This is a genomic window from Aliidongia dinghuensis, assembly GCF_014643535.1.
Lineage (GTDB): Bacteria > Pseudomonadota > Alphaproteobacteria > ATCC43930 > CGMCC-115725 > Aliidongia > Aliidongia dinghuensis.
In genome coordinates, this window is sequence record NZ_BMJQ01000017.1 from 53,246 (window position 1) to 68,750 (window position 15,505).

The 15,505-nt window shown below is 65.0% G+C and carries 13 protein-coding genes and 3 tRNA genes; all 16 read right to left on the minus strand.

Annotated features, from left to right (window positions below; genetic code table 11):
* Window positions 1-10: 10 nt before the first annotated feature.
* The 16 genes from nuoF to IEY58_RS27040 all read right to left on the minus strand — a co-directional run bounded on the left by nuoF (window position 11) and on the right by IEY58_RS27040 (window position 15,412).
* Window positions 11-1,309, minus strand: a complete 1,299-nt coding sequence (nuoF, locus tag IEY58_RS26965; protein ID WP_189051269.1) for an NADH-quinone oxidoreductase subunit NuoF — start codon at window positions 1,307-1,309, stop codon at window positions 11-13.
* Window positions 1,299-1,931, minus strand: a complete 633-nt coding sequence (gene nuoE, locus IEY58_RS26970) for an NADH-quinone oxidoreductase subunit NuoE (protein ID WP_189051270.1) — start codon at window positions 1,929-1,931, stop codon at window positions 1,299-1,301. The genes nuoF and nuoE overlap by 11 nt, the downstream gene beginning before the upstream one ends.
* The gene (locus tag IEY58_RS26975) at window positions 1,928-3,097 is read right to left on the minus strand and encodes an NADH-quinone oxidoreductase subunit D (RefSeq protein WP_189051362.1); all 1,170 of its coding nucleotides are present in this window, start codon (window positions 3,095-3,097) and stop codon (window positions 1,928-1,930) included. The genes nuoE and IEY58_RS26975 overlap by 4 nt, the downstream gene beginning before the upstream one ends.
* 83 nt (window positions 3,098-3,180) lie before the next feature.
* A complete protein-coding gene (locus IEY58_RS26980) occupies window positions 3,181-3,813 on the minus strand; it encodes an NADH-quinone oxidoreductase subunit C (RefSeq protein WP_189051271.1) in 633 nt (210 codons plus the stop codon).
* Window positions 3,814-3,847: 34 nt separating this feature from the next.
* Complete coding sequence (locus IEY58_RS26985; protein WP_456057533.1) at window positions 3,848-4,411, minus strand: NuoB/complex I 20 kDa subunit family protein; 564 nt, start codon at window positions 4,409-4,411, stop codon at window positions 3,848-3,850.
* Window positions 4,411-4,782 carry an NADH-quinone oxidoreductase subunit A gene (locus IEY58_RS26990; RefSeq protein WP_189051273.1) on the minus strand — a complete coding sequence of 124 codons (372 nt, stop codon included), beginning with the start codon at window positions 4,780-4,782 and terminating at the stop codon, window positions 4,411-4,413. Before IEY58_RS26990 ends, IEY58_RS26985 begins: the two co-directional genes overlap by 1 nt.
* Before the next feature lie 228 nt (window positions 4,783-5,010).
* Window positions 5,011-5,087 (minus strand) — tRNA-Asp (locus IEY58_RS26995).
* A gap of 333 nt (window positions 5,088-5,420) precedes the next feature.
* Window positions 5,421-5,711, minus strand: a complete 291-nt coding sequence (locus tag IEY58_RS27000; protein WP_189051274.1) for a hypothetical protein — start codon at window positions 5,709-5,711, stop codon at window positions 5,421-5,423.
* A gap of 150 nt (window positions 5,712-5,861) precedes the next feature.
* Window positions 5,862-5,936 (minus strand) — tRNA-Val (locus IEY58_RS27005).
* A gap of 131 nt (window positions 5,937-6,067) precedes the next feature.
* Complete coding sequence (locus IEY58_RS27010; RefSeq protein WP_268237599.1) at window positions 6,068-6,373, minus strand: HU family DNA-binding protein; 306 nt, start codon at window positions 6,371-6,373, stop codon at window positions 6,068-6,070.
* Between the two features lie 165 nt (window positions 6,374-6,538).
* Window positions 6,539-8,953, minus strand: a complete 2,415-nt coding sequence (lon, locus tag IEY58_RS27015) for an endopeptidase La (RefSeq protein ID WP_189051276.1) — start codon at window positions 8,951-8,953, stop codon at window positions 6,539-6,541.
* A gap of 173 nt (window positions 8,954-9,126) precedes the next feature.
* A complete protein-coding gene (gene clpX, locus IEY58_RS27020) occupies window positions 9,127-10,404 on the minus strand; it encodes an ATP-dependent Clp protease ATP-binding subunit ClpX (protein ID WP_189051277.1) in 1,278 nt (425 codons plus the stop codon).
* Window positions 10,405-10,618: 214 nt separating this feature from the next.
* On the minus strand, window positions 10,619-11,263 hold the full coding sequence (clpP, locus tag IEY58_RS27025) for an ATP-dependent Clp endopeptidase proteolytic subunit ClpP (RefSeq protein ID WP_189051278.1): 645 nt from the start codon (window positions 11,261-11,263) through the stop codon (window positions 10,619-10,621).
* Window positions 11,264-11,413: 150 nt separating this feature from the next.
* A complete protein-coding gene (gene tig / locus IEY58_RS27030; RefSeq protein WP_189051279.1) occupies window positions 11,414-12,772 on the minus strand; it encodes a trigger factor in 1,359 nt (452 codons plus the stop codon).
* An 84-nt stretch (window positions 12,773-12,856) separates the two neighbouring features.
* A tRNA-Leu gene (locus IEY58_RS27035) sits at window positions 12,857-12,941 on the minus strand.
* A 110-nt stretch (window positions 12,942-13,051) separates the two neighbouring features.
* Window positions 13,052-15,412: a 1-deoxy-D-xylulose-5-phosphate synthase N-terminal domain-containing protein gene (locus IEY58_RS27040; protein WP_189051280.1), complete on the minus strand. Its 2,361-nt coding sequence runs from the start codon at window positions 15,410-15,412 to the stop codon at window positions 13,052-13,054.
* Window positions 15,413-15,505: the final 93 nt, after the last annotated feature.

Sequence of the window (15,505 nt, forward strand, 5' to 3'; positions counted from 1 at the left end):
GGATCGGTCCTCACGCCGCCTGCGAGCGGCCGATGGCCGTCGCGCGGTAGTTCTTGATGCGCTCTTCCAGGACCGGGCGGAAATGCCGGATCAGGCCCTGGATCGGCCAGGCTGCGGCGTCGCCCAAGGCGCAGATCGTATGGCCTTCGATCTCATAGGAAACGTCCAAGAGCATGTCGATCTCCTCGACCGAGGCATTGCCCTTCACGAGCCGCTCCATGACGCGCCACATCCAGCCGGTGCCCTCGCGGCACGGCGTGCACTGGCCACAGCTCTCGTGCTTGTAGAAGTGCGCCAGCCGTGCGATCGCCGCGATGATGTCGGTCGACTTGTCCATGACGATGACCGCCGCCGTGCCGAGGCCGGACTTGACCTCGCGCAGCGCGTCGAAATCCATCAGCACCGTGTCGCAGATCGACTTCGGCAGCACTGGCACCGACGAGCCGCCGGGAATGACGCCCAGCAGGTTGTCCCAGCCGCCGCGCACGCCGCCGCAATGCTTCTCGAGCAGTTCCTTCAGGGGAATGCCCATCTCTTCTTCGACCGTGCAGGGCTTGTTCACATGGCCGGAGATGCAGAACAGCTTGGTGCCGTTGTTCTTGGGCCGGCCGAAGCCGGCGAACCAGCTGCCGCCGCGGCGCAAGATCGTCGGCACGACCGCGATGGTCTCGACATTGTTGACCGTGGTCGGGCAGCCGTAGAGGCCGCACTGCGCCGGGAACGGCGGCTTCAAGCGCGGCTGGCCCTTGCGGCCCTCGAGGCTTTCCAGGAGCGCCGTTTCCTCACCGCAGATATAGGCGCCGGCGCCGCGGTGCAGATAGAGCTCGAAATCATAGCCCGAGCCGCAGGCGTTCTTGCCGAGGAGGCCCGCTGCATAGGCCTCGTCGATCGCGACCTGCAGGTTGGACGCCTCGTTGTAGAACTCGCCGCGGATATAGATGTAGCAGGCGCTCGCCCCCATCGCGACCGAGGCGAGCAGGCAGCCCTCGACCAGCTTGTGCGGGTCGTGGCGGAGGATGTCGCGGTCCTTGCAGGTGCCGGGCTCGGACTCGTCGGCGTTGACCACGAGATAGCTCGGCCGGCCGTCGGGCGATGCCTTCGGCATGAACGACCATTTCATCCCGGTCGGGAAGCCGGCGCCGCCGCGGCCGCGCAGGTTCGAATTCTTGATCTCCTCGACCAGCCAGTCGCGGCCCTTGAGGATCAAATCCTTGGTGCCGCTCCAGTCGCCGCGCTGGCGGGCGCCGGCAAGGCGCCAGTCGTGGATGCCGTAGAGGTTCGTGAAGATCCGGTCTTCGTCACGCAGCATTGCCGTCTCCGTCGAACCGAAGGGTCGTGAGGGTGTCGGGGCCACCGACCGGCGCCGAGGTCTGGCGGTCGATCATGGAGCCCTTCGGCGGAACGATGCCCTGGGCCAAGCTGTCGAGCAGCTTCTCGGTCAGCTCGGCATTGAGGTCCTCATAGAGGTCGTCGTGCAGCTGCAGCACCGGCGCATTGACGCAGGCACCCAGGCACTCGACCTCGACGAGCGTGAACTTGCCGTCGGGCGTCGTGCCGCCGATGTCGATGCCGAGCTTGCGCTTGCAGGTCTCGGTCACCTCGTCGGAGCCGCGGAGCCAGCAGGACGTCGTCCGGCAGACCTGCAGGAAATATTTCCCGACCGGCTTCAGGTTGAACATCGTGTAGAAAGTCGCGACCTCGTAGACCCGGATCGGGGCCATGTCGAGCAGCTTCGCGATATAGTCCATGGCCGCGCGTGGCACCCAATTGTCGTGCTGCTTCTGCGCGATATAGAGCAGCGGCAGCACGGCGCTCGCCTGCCGGCCTTCGGGATATTTGGCGATGACCTTCTTCGCCCGCTCCAGGTTCTCAGCCGTGAACTCGAAGCTCGCCGGCTGCTCGACGACCACGTGGTCGTGCTCTCCGCTCATCGATCGATCTCGCCAAACACGATGTCCATGGAACCGATGATCGCGACCACGTCGGCCAGCATGTGGCCCTTGCCCATGAAGTCGGCCGCCTGGAGGAAGGCGAACCCGGGCGCGCGGATCTTGCAGCGATACGGCTTGTTGCTGCCGTCGGACACGACATAGACGCCGAACTCGCCCTTGGGCGCTTCGACGGCCGTGTAGGTCTCGCCGGCCGGCACATGATAGCCCTCGGTATAGAGCTTGAAGTGATGGATGAGGGCCTCCATCGACTTCTTCATCTCGGCGCGCGGCGGCGGCGCCACCTTGCGGTCGTTCACCATGTGCGGGCCCGACGGCATCTTCTCGATCGCCTGGCGCATGATCTTGACCGACTGGCGCATCTCCTCCATGCGGACGAGATAGCGCGACCAGCAGTCGCCGTTCTTGCCGACCGGGATGTCGAAATCCATCTCGGCATAGGCATCGTACGGCTGCGACTTGCGCAGGTCCCACGGGATGCCCGAACCGCGCAGCATCGGGCCGGACAGGCCCCAGTCGTAGGCATCCTCGGGCGAGATGATGCCGATGTCGACCGTGCGCTGCTTGAAGATGCGGTTCTCGGTCAGCAGGTTCTCAAGATCGTCGACGCGCTTCGGGAAGGCGTCGCAGAACCCCAGGATCTCGTCGGTGAGGCCGGGCGGCAGGTCCTGATGCACGCCGCCGGGGCGGAAATAATTGGCATGGAGCCGGGCGCCGCAGACGCGCTCGTAGAACTCCATCAGCCGCTCGCGGTCCTCGAAGCCCCAAAGCAGCGGCGTCACGGCACCAACGTCGATCGCGAAGGTCGTGACGTTCAAGAGGTGGTTGGCGATGCGCGAGATCTCGGCGAACAGCACGCGGATGTACTGCGCCCGCTCGGGCACGTCGATGCCCATCAGCTTCTCGGTCGCGAGCGCGAAGGCGTGCTCCTGCGACATCGGCGCCACGTAGTCAAGCCGGTCGAAATAGGGCAAGGCCTGCATGTAGGTCTTGTATTCGATCAGCTTTTCGGTGCCGCGATGCAGCAGGCCGATATGCGGGTCGCAGCGCTCGACCGTCTCGCCGTCCAGTTCCAGCACCAGGCGCAGCACACCGTGCGCCGCCGGATGCTGCGGGCCGAAGTTCAGGTTGTAGTTCTTGATGTCCATCGCCGCCGGCGCATTGGTCAAGGCGCCGGATGCGGTCGCAGCGTCGAAGGCTGTGCCCGCGGCTTTCAGGGTCGTTTCGCTCATCAGCTCTTGCTCCCCGCGTCGGCCTCGGGTGCCGGCCGGAACTTCTCATCGCCCGGCAGCAGGTGGTTCATGCCCTCCCACGGCGACAGGAAGTCGAAACTGCGGAATTCCTGTTTCAGTTTGACGGGCTCGTAGACGACACGCTTCTGATCTTCGTCGTAGCGCACCTCGACGAAGCCCGTGAGCGGGAAGTCCTTGCGGAGCGGGTGCCCTTCGAAACCGTAGTCAGTCAGGATGCGGCGCAGGTCCGGATTGTCGGCGAAGAAGATGCCGTACATGTCCCAGGCCTCCCGCTCGAACCAGCCGGCGGTGCTGTAGACGCCGACCACGCTCGGCACCGGCGTCGCCTCGTCGGCCGAGACCTTCACGCGGATGCGGCGGTTATGCTTCAGGCTCAAGAGGTTGTAGACGACCTCGAACCGCTCCGGCCGCTCCGGATAATCGACACCGCACAGGTCGACCAGCACCTTGAACAGGCAGCGCGGGTCGTCGCGCAGGAAAGTGAGCGCCGGCACGATCGCCGTGCGCGGCACCCACAGGATGAGCTCGTCCCGGATGACCTCGACCTTGAGGCAATTCTGGTCGAGAGCCGTGGCCACGGTGGAGCCGAACTCCGTGAGCGCTTGGGTCATAATCCCTCTTGGGTCGCCTGGCGTAACGCGGAAATCAGCGTGCGAAGACGCTCGTACGCTTGATCTTCTTCTGGAGCTGCAGGATGCCGTAGACCAGCGCCTCGGCAGTCGGCGGGCAGCCCGGCACGTAGATGTCGACCGGCACGATCCGATCGCAGCCGCGCACAACCGAATAGGAGTAGTGATAATAACCGCCGCCGTTCGCGCAAGAACCCATCGAAATGACCCAGCGGGGCTCGGCCATCTGGTCGTAGACCTTGCGGAGCGCCGGCGCCATCTTGTTGGTGAGCGTGCCGGCAACGATCATCACGTCGGACTGGCGCGGGCTCGGCCGCGGCACGACGCCGAACCGGTCGAGATCGTAACGGCTCGCGTAGCTGTGCATCATCTCGACGGCGCAGCAAGCAAGCCCGAAGGTCATCGGCCAGAGCGAGCCGGTCCGCGCCCAGTTGACCAGCGCGTCGAGCGAGGCCACGACGAAGCCCTTGTTCGTGATCTCGTCGGTCACCGAGCGCAGGAGCTGGTCCTGAGTGGCGCCGGGCGGGATCGGCACCAGGCCTGACGGGGACGCGGGTGCGACCGGTTGGGACGATCCGATCATTCCCATTCGAGAGCTCCCTTCTTCCACTCATAGATAAAGCCGATGGTCAGCACCGCCAGGAACAGCACCATCGACCAGAAGCCGAACATGCCGATATCCCCGAGCGTCACCGCCCAGGGGAACAGGAAGGCGACCTCGAGGTCGAAGATGATGAACAGGATCGCGACGAGATAGAAGCGCACGTCGAACTTGGAGCGCGCATCGTCGAAAGGCTCGAAGCCGCATTCATAGGGCGAGAGCTTCTCGCTGTCCGGATTCTGCTTGCCGATCACGAAGGACAGGCCGACGGCGGCAATGCCCATGAAGATCGCGACGCCGAGGAAAATCAGGATCGGCAGATATTCTCGCAGCAGGCTGAGCGATGACATGATCGGTCTCTCGGTCCTGTCGGGCTGGAGGCGGCGCACGACCTGAGCCGAAATTGCCAGGCGGCGAACGCACTCACCGGATTGCCTCGAAAATTCGAAGCCCGGCGCAACGGATGATCAAACTAGGTATAAGGAGTACAAACTGAAAAGAAAAGCGGCCATCCCGACCGGGAGCCGGCTATCCGCCGCGGGGCGCAACGATGAGCGCCTTCGATGCTCGGGACGGAATGGCGGGAGTGGCGGGGCTCGAACCCGTGACCTCCGGCGTGACAGGCCGGCGCTCTAACCAACTGAGCTACACCCCCGCGAACCGAGGGCCGCTTAGTACCCCCGCCCCGCCCCCGAGGTCAAGCGTGTTACAGCGGTCTTTTCGCGCCGCGGTGCGCATTGCTGGGCTGCAACATCGCCGGGCGATTTTGTCGGCCTGCTGGTATAGGCGCGGATGCGTCGCAAGACTGCGCGGCTTTTCTGGGGATGACGCGAATCGCCCGATGCAAATCAAAGACTTACCGGCCGGCTCTGACCCTGCCGGACATTCCGGCGCCCGCTTCGCACGCCCATGCGGTCAAAACACGAAAGGCCGCCTGCAGATCCCTCTACAGAGCGGCCTTACGTCGCTTTTTGATGAAGGCGCCGTTTCAGCGCAGCAGCGACAGGATCGCCTGGTTCTGCTTGGCGCTCACCGACAGGCTGGCCGTGCCGATGCTCTGGCGCAGCCCGACAGAGGTGCTGACGGCATCCTTGTCGTTCAGCGTCGCGCCGGAGAAGGCGGCCGACGTCACTTGTGCTGCGGGGCTGAGGCTGACCTGGTCCGTCGGCGTATCGGGCGTCGTGCTGGTGTTCGGCTGCGTCGTCGTGCGCGCCGCCGTGCCGGTCGTATCCGTGACCGTCGGCTGCCGTTGGGCAGAATTCAATGCGATGTCGCTCATCATGCCGTCCATTTTCGAAAGGCGCAGCTTTAACTGCCAGATGGCGTAGCTTTAAGCTCGGCAACGACAATACCACCCGGATCGCGAAGGTGCCACCGAGGATCCGTGAAGCGGGTATGCCGTTCCGGCAAGGAAAGATCTTTGCGGGATTGGTGGGCGATGACGGATTCGAACCGCCGACCCTCTCGGTGTAAGCGAGACGCTCTACCGCTGAGCTAATCGCCCGATATCGGGCCTTCCCGAGCGGCCGGCGCGGCGACCTTTCCAACCAGCTCGTCGACCGAGCCGCGTCGGGCGGTTTCGCCGCGTCAGACCGAAGAGGCCGCCGGCGACGGCGGCCTCGAACGCAAAACCAATTAGTTCAGCGCATCCTTGAGCGTCTTGCCGGCCTTGAACTTGGCCTGCTTGGACGCGGCGATCTTGATCTTCTCGCCGGTGCGCGGGTTGCGCCCCTCGGAAGCCTCACGCGCCGCAACACTGAACGTGCCGAAGCCGACCAGGCGAACCTCGTCCCCCTTCTTCAGCGCAGCTTCGATGCTGTCGAAGACCGCATCCACGGCCTTCGCCGCCTCGGACTTCTTAAGCTCGGTAGCGGTAGCAACCGCGTCGACGAGTTCGTTCTTGTTCACGCTACCCCCTCCAACGACACAAAGTAGAACCAGGAAAATTACCCGTTCGAATGAACCGGGAGCTTAGATCGCGGCTCATTTGACAGTCAATCGCCGAACGCCCGAAAAAGCGAGCTATTCTGCGAAAAATCGGCTGTTTTTGATGAAAGAGGGCCCGGATGTCGCCATCCGGGCCCCGATGCAGGTTCCGCGCCGTGCTTAGTGGGTCACAACGCCCGGGCGATCGTCCGATTCGGCGGCGGGCGCCACCGGTTCAACCGCAGGCGACTCGGCGTCGCTCCATTCGATCGGCACGAGCGGCTTGGTCAGCGCCTTGGCCAGGAGCTCGTCGACGTGCGCCACGGGGATGAGCTCCAACCCCTTCTTCACGTTGTCCGGGATCTCCGCCAGGTCCTTCTCGTTGTCCTTCGGGATGAACACGGTCCGGATACCGCCGCGCAGAGCCGCGAGCAGCTTCTCCTTGAGGCCGCCGATCGGGAACACCCGGCCGCGGAGCGTGATCTCGCCGGTCATGGCGACATCGCGGCGGACCGGAATGCCGGTCATGACCGAGACGATCGCCGTCACCATGGCTACGCCCGCGGACGGTCCATCCTTGGGCGTAGCACCTTCCGGCACATGCACGTGGATGTCCTTCTTGTCGAACACCGCCTGCTTGATGCCGTAGGCCTGACCGCGGGATTTCACATAGGATTCAGCGGCTTGCACTGATTCCTTCATGACGTCTCCGAGCTTGCCGGTCGCCGTGATCTTGCCCTTGCCGGGCAGCAGCACGGATTCGATCGACAGGAGCTCGCCGCCGACCTCGGTCCAGGCGAGACCGGTGACGACGCCGACCTGGTCCTCCGTCTCGGCCTCGCCGTAGCGGAACTTGCGCACGCCCGCGTATTTCTCGAGGTTGCGGCGGGTGACCGCCACCTTCGCCGTCTTGTTCATCAAGATTTCCTTGATGGCCTTGCGGCTCAGGTTGGCGAACTCGCGCTCGAGCGAACGCACGCCGGCCTCGCGGGTGTAGTAGCGGACCAGGTCGCGGATCGCGTCGTCCGAGATCGACCACTCGCCTTTCTTGAGGCCGTGCGCCTCGATCTGCTTCGGGATCAGGTGGCGCTTGGCGATCTCGACCTTCTCGTCCTCGGTATAGCCGGGGATGCGGATGATCTCCATGCGGTCGAGCAACGGCTGCGGCATGCGCATGCTGTTGGCGGTCGTCACGAACATCACGTCCGACAGGTCGTAGTCGACCTCGAGATAATGGTCGTTGAACGTCGCGTTCTGCTCCGGATCCAGGACCTCGAGCAGCGCCGAGGACGGGTCGCCGCGCCAGTCGGCGCCGAGCTTGTCGATCTCGTCCAGGAGGAACAGCGGGTTCGACGACTTCGCCTTCTTCATGCCCTGGATGACCTTGCCGGGCATGGAGCCGATGTAGGTCCGGCGATGGCCGCGCACCTCGGCCTCGTCACGCACGCCGCCCAGCGACATGCGGACGAAGTTGCGGCCCGTGGCCTTGGCGATCGACTTGCCGAGCGAGGTCTTGCCGACGCCCGGTGGCCCGACCAGACACAGGATCGGTCCCTTGACCTTCTTCATGCGCTGCTGGACGGCCAGGTACTCAAGGATGCGTTCCTTGACCTTCTCGAGCCCGTAGTGGTCCTGGTGCAGCACGGTCTCAGCCGCCTTGATGTCGCGCTTGACCTTGGTGCGCTGCTCCCAGGGAATGCTCAAGAGCCAGTCGAGGTAGTTGCGCACCACCGTCGCCTCGGCCGACATCGGGCTCATGCTGCGAAGCTTCTTCAGCTCCGCCTGCGCCTTGTCGCGGGCTTCCTTGGTGAGCTTGGTCTTGTTGACGCGCTCCTCGAGCTCGGCCAGCTCATCCTTGCCGTCCTCGCCCTCGCCCAGCTCCTTCTGAATGGCCTTCATCTGCTCATTCAGATAGTACTCGCGCTGGGTCTTCTCCATCTGGCGCTTGACGCGATTGCGGATGCGCTTTTCGACCTGCAGGACGCCGATCTCGCCTTCCATGAAGGCGAAGACCTTCTCGAGCCGCTCGCTGACCGTCTCGGCCTCGAGCAACTCCTGCTTCTCGGGGATCTTGAGCGCCAGGTGCGACGCAATCGTGTCCGCGAGCTTGGCCGGATCGTCGATCTGGTTGATCGAGACCAGCACCTCGGGCGGGATCTTCTTGTTGAGCTTGATGTACTGCTCGAACTGGGCGACGGCGGTACGCGCCAGCGCCTCGAGCTCACTGCCCTCGCCGCTCTTCTCCTCGATGAGCTCGGCATAGGCCTGGAAGAAGTCCGGGTTGTCGCTGAAGCGGACGATGCGCGCCCGCTGGCCGCCCTCGACCAGCACCTTGACGGTGCCGTCTGGCAGTTTCAGGAGCTGCAGGACCGTGCCGACCGTGCCGACCGTGAAGATGTCCGACGCAGACGGATCGTCCTGCGCGGCGTTCTTCTGCGTCACGAGCAGGATCTGCTTATCCTCCTTCATGACGTCTTCGAGGGCGCGTACCGACTTCTCCCGGCCCACGAACAGGGGGACGATCATGTGGGGGAAAACCACGATGTCGCGCAACGGAAGGACGGGATAAAGGGCACCGCGCGGAATTTCGAACATGATGCCTCGTCTTGGCTGGAGCCGTTCCCCGACACGCGGCGAAACGGCCGTTAAGGCGTAGCTGCCCGTGAACTAACGTGGCCTTTGTCGCGGCCCGTTCAAGGTCGGGGGAGGAAGCTCGCTTCCTCCCCCGCGCATGTCAGGGGCGGTGTGGGGCCCCTTGAAATGCCGTCTTAGGCAGGCGTTCCGGCCGCCGCGCCATCGGCGCGGCGCGTCTCGGAATGGATGTAGAGCGGCTGAGCCCGCCCGTCGACCACCTCGCGGTTGACGACGATCTCGTCGACCGATTCGAGGCCCGGCAAATCGTACATCGGGTCGAGCAGGATGCCTTCCATGATCGAGCGCAGGCCGCGCGCGCCGGTCTTGCGCAGGATCGCCTTCTTGGCGATGCCGCGGAGCGCGTCCTCACTGAAGGTGAGGCGCACGTCTTCCATCTCGAACAGGCGCTGGTACTGCTTGACCAGCGCGTTCTTGGGCTTGGTCAGGATGTCGATGAGCGCCTTCTCGTCCAGGTCCTCGAGGGTGGCTACGACCGGCAGGCGGCCGACGAACTCGGGGATGAGGCCGAACTTAAGCAGATCCTCGGGCTCGACGTCGCGCAGGATCTCGCCGGTCGTCCGCTCGTCCGGGCCCTTGACGTCGGCACCGAAGCCGATCGAGGTGCCCTGGCGGCGGTTGGCGATGATCTTTTCCAGGCCCGCAAACGCGCCGCCGCAGATGAACAGGATGTTCGTCGTGTCGACCTGCAGGAATTCCTGCTGCGGATGCTTGCGCCCGCCCTGGGGCGGCACGGAGGCGACGGTGCCCTCCATGATCTTCAGGAGCGCCTGCTGCACGCCCTCGCCCGACACGTCGCGCGTGATCGACGGGTTGTCAGACTTGCGGCTGATCTTGTCGACCTCGTCGATATAGACGATGCCGCGCTGCGCGCGCTCGACATTGTAGTCCGCCGCCTGCAGCAGCTTGAGGATGATGTTCTCGACATCCTCGCCGACATAGCCGGCCTCGGTCAGCGTCGTCGCGTCGGCCATGGTGAACGGCACGTCGATGATGCGCGCCAAGGTCTGCGCCAGGAGCGTCTTGCCGCAGCCCGTGGGGCCGACCAGCATGATGTTCGACTTGGCGAGCTCGACGTCGTTGTTCTTCGCGCCGTGGGCGAGCCGCTTGTAATGGTTATGGACCGCGACCGACAGCACGCGCTTCGCGTGATACTGGCCGATTACGTAATCGTCGAGCACGGCACAGATGTCTCTGGGCCCCGGCACGCCGTCGCGCGACTTCACCAGCGTGGTCTTGTGCTCCTCGCGGATGATGTCCATGCACAGCTCGACGCATTCATCGCAGATGAACACCGTCGGGCCGGCAATCAGCTTGCGGACCTCGTGCTGGCTCTTGCCGCAGAACGAGCAATAGAGCGTGTTCTTCGAATCGCCGCCGCTGGATTTGGTCATAGGCACTCCGTCAACCACCGGGAAATTCCACCCCGGTCTTCGGTCATGTTATCCATCAGCGCTTCGCCAGCACAAGCGCAAGCTGGCTCGCCCCTATTTGAGGGGCTTCTAGGCGCATGACGGGACGAACCGCCATCGGATCGTCCCGCCGATCCCATCAAACCGTAACATTGCGGACATCAACACCCCCTTAACAAGGGTGCGGGGTGCCTGCTCAACGGTTCTTGCTGTCCTCTTCCTTGGCCAACACCGGCCGCGCGGCCATGACGTCATCGATCAGACCGAAAACCTTCGACTCCTCCGGTGAGAGGAATTTGTCTCGCTCGACCGCCTCTTCAATGACGTCGAGCGACTGCCCGGTATGCTTCACGTAGATCTCGTTCAGGCGCCGGCGCAGCGACAGGATCTCGCGCGCCTGGATCTCGATGTCAGACGCCTGGCCCTGGGCGCCGCCCGACGGCTGGTGGATCATGATGCGGGAGTTCGGCAGCGCGAATCGCTTGCCCTTGGCGCCGGCGGCGAGCAGCAGCGATCCCATGGAGGCCGCCTGGCCGACGCAGATGGTGGCGATGTCCGGACGGACGTACTGCATCGTGTCGTAGATCGCGAGGCCGGCCGTGACGAGGCCGCCCGGCGAATTGATGTAGATCGAGATGTCCTTGGTCGGATTCTCGGCCTCGAGGAACAGGAGCTGCGCGCAGACGAGGCTGGCCACCGGGTCGCTGACCGGGCCTACCAGGAAAATGATCCGCTCCTTCAACAGGCGCGAATAGATGTCGTAGGCCCGCTCGCCGCGGTTGGTCTGTTCGACCACCATCGGCACCAGGCTGTTCATATACACTTCCAAAGCGTCGGCCATGATCACACAGGTTCCTTCAAACTACTCGACCCGTCCCAGGGTACGTCCCAGGGTGCCGAGCATGCCCCGGTGGGGTGCCGTCCGCAATCGCTGCGAACGGCACCCCAAGGGCGTTGGATCAGGCCTCGAACCTGCCGGACGAACGCCCGATCAGGCTTCAGCGGTTTCCTCTTCGTCATCGAGGCCGGCGAGCGCCACCAGTTCCTTCGGCGGCACCGCCTTGTCGGTGACCTGGGCAAGATCGACGATGAAATCGACGACCTTGTCCTCGTAGATCGGCGCGCGGAGCTGGCCCATCGCGTCGGGATTGTTGCGGTAGAAGTCCATCACGGCCTTCTCCTGCCCCGGGTAGTTGCGCGCCTGGGCCATCACGGCCCGGTTCACCTCGTCCTGGGTTACCTGGATGTTGTTCGTCCGACCCACTTCGGCAAGGACCAGGCCAAGCCGCACGCGCCGCTCGGCGATCTTGCGGTACTCGTCCTTGGTCTCCTCCTCGGGCTTGGCCTCTTCTTCCTTGTAAGTGCCGGCCGCCTTGGAGCGCTCGCGCTCGGCCTCGAACTGCTTCCAGATGCTGTCGAACTCGAGGTCGACCATGCCGGTCGGCACGGCGAAGTCGTGCTTGTCCGACAGGATGTCCAAGAGGTCGCGCTTCAGCTTCTGGCGGGCGACGCCGGCGTACTCGCGCTCCATCTGCTCGCGAACCGCCGTGCGCAGCGCTTCCAGGTTCTCGAGCCCGAGCGTGTCGGCGAGCTTCTCGTCGACCACGGCCGGCAGCTTGCGCTTCAGGCCCTTGACGTCGACCTCGAACACCGCGTCCTTGCCGGCGAGCGTCTCGACGCCGTAATCGGCCGGGAACGGCACCTTGACCGCGACATGGTCGCCAACCTTGGCGCCCACGAGCTGCTCTTCGAAGCCCGGGATGAAACGGCCGGAGCCCAGCTCCAGCGAGAAGTCGGTGCCGGCGCCGCCGTCGAACTTCTCACCGTCGATCGAGCCCACGAAGTCGATGACGGTCACGTCGCCGTTGGCGGCGGCGCTGCCGTCGGTCACATCCTCGGTCTCGCGATAGCGCTCGGCCAGGTTCGTCAGCGCCTCGTCCAGCTCCTCGTTCGGGATCTCGGGCTTCAGGCGCTCGAGCGCCACCGTCGAGAAATCCATGGTCTGGATCTCGGGCAGGATCTCGAGGCTCATGTCGTAGACGAGATCGGCACCCTTCTCGAACGAGGTGATCTCGATCTTCGGCTGCAGCGCCGGACGCAGGTTGCGTTCGGCCAGCGCCTGGCTCGAAGTCTCGTTCACCGTCTGCTCCAGCACCTCGCCCAGGAGGCTGTCGCCGTAGCGCTGCTTGACGACCGAGGTCGGCACCTTGCCCGGACGGAAGCCCGGCAGACGGACGGTCTTGGCGACCTCGGCGAGCCGCGCGTCAACGCGCTTTTCGATATCCTGGGAGGCGACGACGACCTTGAAGCCGCGCTTCAGGCCTTCGGTGCTGGTCTCGGTGATCTGCATGAAAAAGAAGCCTATGGGTCAGCAGGGCGGCACGTCCGATAACGGCGCGCCACCCCTGGCAAGGGTTGATCGTTCAATCGATGCTGGTGCGGGCGAAGGGACTTGAACCCCCACGACTTTCGTCGCTGGAACCTAAATCCAGTGCGTCTACCAATTCCGCCACGCCCGCGCCGGCCCGACGTCGGCCGGTTGACATAGCACAAGCTTTTTGGCCATCCCACGACAAATACGCAGGCGGCGACCGCTATTTCGCCGGATCAGGCGCCCGTCGGGCCCCGGTCAGGCAAGGCAGGCGCGCGCCACAGCGTCCAGAATCGCGTCCTCGTCAAGGCCATAGGCGCGATAGAGGTCCGGCAGATCGCCCGATTGGCCGAAATGATCGACACCCAGCGGCTCGACCCGCCGGCCGCCGGCGGCGCCGAGCCAGCTGAGCGCCGCCGGATGGGCGTCGATGACCGTGACGAGCCCCGCGTCGGGTGCTAGCGGCGCCAGCAGCCGTTCGATATGGCTCGGCCCCCGTCCTTCTTGACGATGCAGGAGCCAGTCCGCGTGCAGCCGGTCCGGCGACGTCACCGCCAGCAGGCCGGCGCCCGGGATATCCTCCAGGATCGCCTGATGCGCCCGGCGCGCCTCCTCCGCCACGGCGCCGCAATAGACGATAGCGAGCTCGGCGCCAGACGCCGGCTCGACCAGCCAATAGGCGCCGGCGACGATGCCGTCGCGCAAGGCCGGGGTCAGCGTCCGCGCCGGCTGCTCGATCTGCCGGGTCGAAAGCCGGAGATAGATCGACCCGCCCTCGCCCGCCGGCCGCTGCATATAGTCGAAGCCCCAGGCCATGAGCACGCCTAGCTCGTCGACATAGGCCGGCTCGAACGACGCGAGCCCGGCCTGGCCTATGCCGATGAGCGGCGTGTTGATCGACTGATGCGCGCCGCCCTCGGGCGCCAAGGTCAAGCCCGACGGCGTCGCCACGACCATGAAGCGCGAATCCTGGTAGCAGCCATAGTTGAGCGCGTCCAAGCCGCGATTGATGAACGGGTCGTAGAGCGTGCCGACCGGCAAGAGCCGCGCACCGAACAGTGGGGCCGTCAGCCCCAGCGCCGCCAGCATCAGGAACAGGTTGTGCTCGGCGATGCCCAGCTCCAGGTGCTGACCGCCGGGCGCCATGGCCCAGCGCTGGGCCGAGACGACCTTCTCGTCGCGGAACGTGTCGGCGATCTCGCGCCGGTGGAAGATGCCGCGCCGGTTGACCCAGCCGCCGAGATTGGTCGAGACCGTGACGTCGGGCGAGGTGGTGACGATCCGGTCGGCGAGCGGGCTCGTGGTGCCGGCAAGGTCGTTCAGGATCTTGCCGAAGCCTTCCTGGGTCGAGGCCTTGCTGCCGCCGACCGCCGGCACCGGCAGGTCGCCGATCGGCACGGCTGCCGCCCGGTACTGACGCTCGCCTGCAGCCGCGAACGGCACCTGGTCGAGGAACGCCTGGAGCTCGGCCTCGGGCAGCTTGGCGCCGGCGAACTTATCCCATTCGGCGCCGTCCGGGATGCCGAGCTTCGTCTTGAAGCCCGCCATCTGCTCCTTGTTCATGAGGCCGGCGTGGTTGTCCTTGTGGCCGGCGAACGGCAGGCCGTGGCCCTTGATCGTATAGGCGATGAAGCAGGTCGGCGTGTCGTCCTCGATGCCGTGGAACGCCTCCAGCACCGCTTCCATGTCATGGCCGGCAAGATTGGTCATGAGCGCATGGAGCTGGTCGTCGTCATGCTCGTCCAGGATGCGGCGGATGCCCGGATAGCGGTTCAAGTCGCGCTGAAGGTGCTCGCGCCAGCCGGCGCCGCCCTTGTAGACCAGCGCCGAATAGCGCGAGTTCGGACATTCGTCGATCCACTGGCGCAAATGCTCGCCGTCGGGCCGCGCGAAGGCGGCTTCGAGCCGCTTGCCGTATTTCAAGGTGACGACGCGCCAGCCCATCATCTCGAACAGGCTGTCGATGCGGTTGAACAGCCGGTCGTTGACGATCGAATCGAGGCTCTGGCGGTTGTAGTCGATAACCCACCAGAGGTTCCGGACATCGTGCTTCCAGCCCTCGAGCAGCGCCTCGAACACGTTGCCCTCGTCGAGTTCGGCATCGCCGACCAGCGCCACCATACGGCCCGGCGGCCGCTTGTCGGCCGAAAGCTCCTTGAGCTTGACGAAATCCTGGGCGATCGAGGCGAACAGCGTGATCGCAACGCCAAGGCCGACCGAGCCGGTCGAGAAATCGACGTCGTCCGTGTCCTTGGTGCGCGACGGATAGGATTGCGCCCCGCCGAACGCGCGGAAGCGCTCGAGCTTCTCGCGCGTCTGGTGGCCCAGGAGATATTGCAGCGCGTGGAACACCGGCGAGGCATGCGGCTTGACCGCGACCCGGTCTTCCGGCCGGAGCACGTCCAGGTAAAGCGCCGTCATCAGCGTGACGAGCGAGGCGGACGAGGCCTGGTGGCCGCCGACCTTGAGCCCGTCGCGGTTCGGCCGGACATGGTTCGCGTTGTGGATCGTCCAGGCCGAAAGCCACAGTACCCTCTCGGCCAGCGCTTCGAGGCGGCGGATCCGCTCGGGCGCAATGGTGGGCGGAGCGGGCGGCGGAACGATCGATAGCTTGGCCATGGACGGCGGTCTCTCCCGAGGGGCTTTGAGGGGCGGCAGGCATCCCTTTTTTGCTGTTCTCCCCCAACCGGCGCCGGAGAGCAAGCCGCGCGA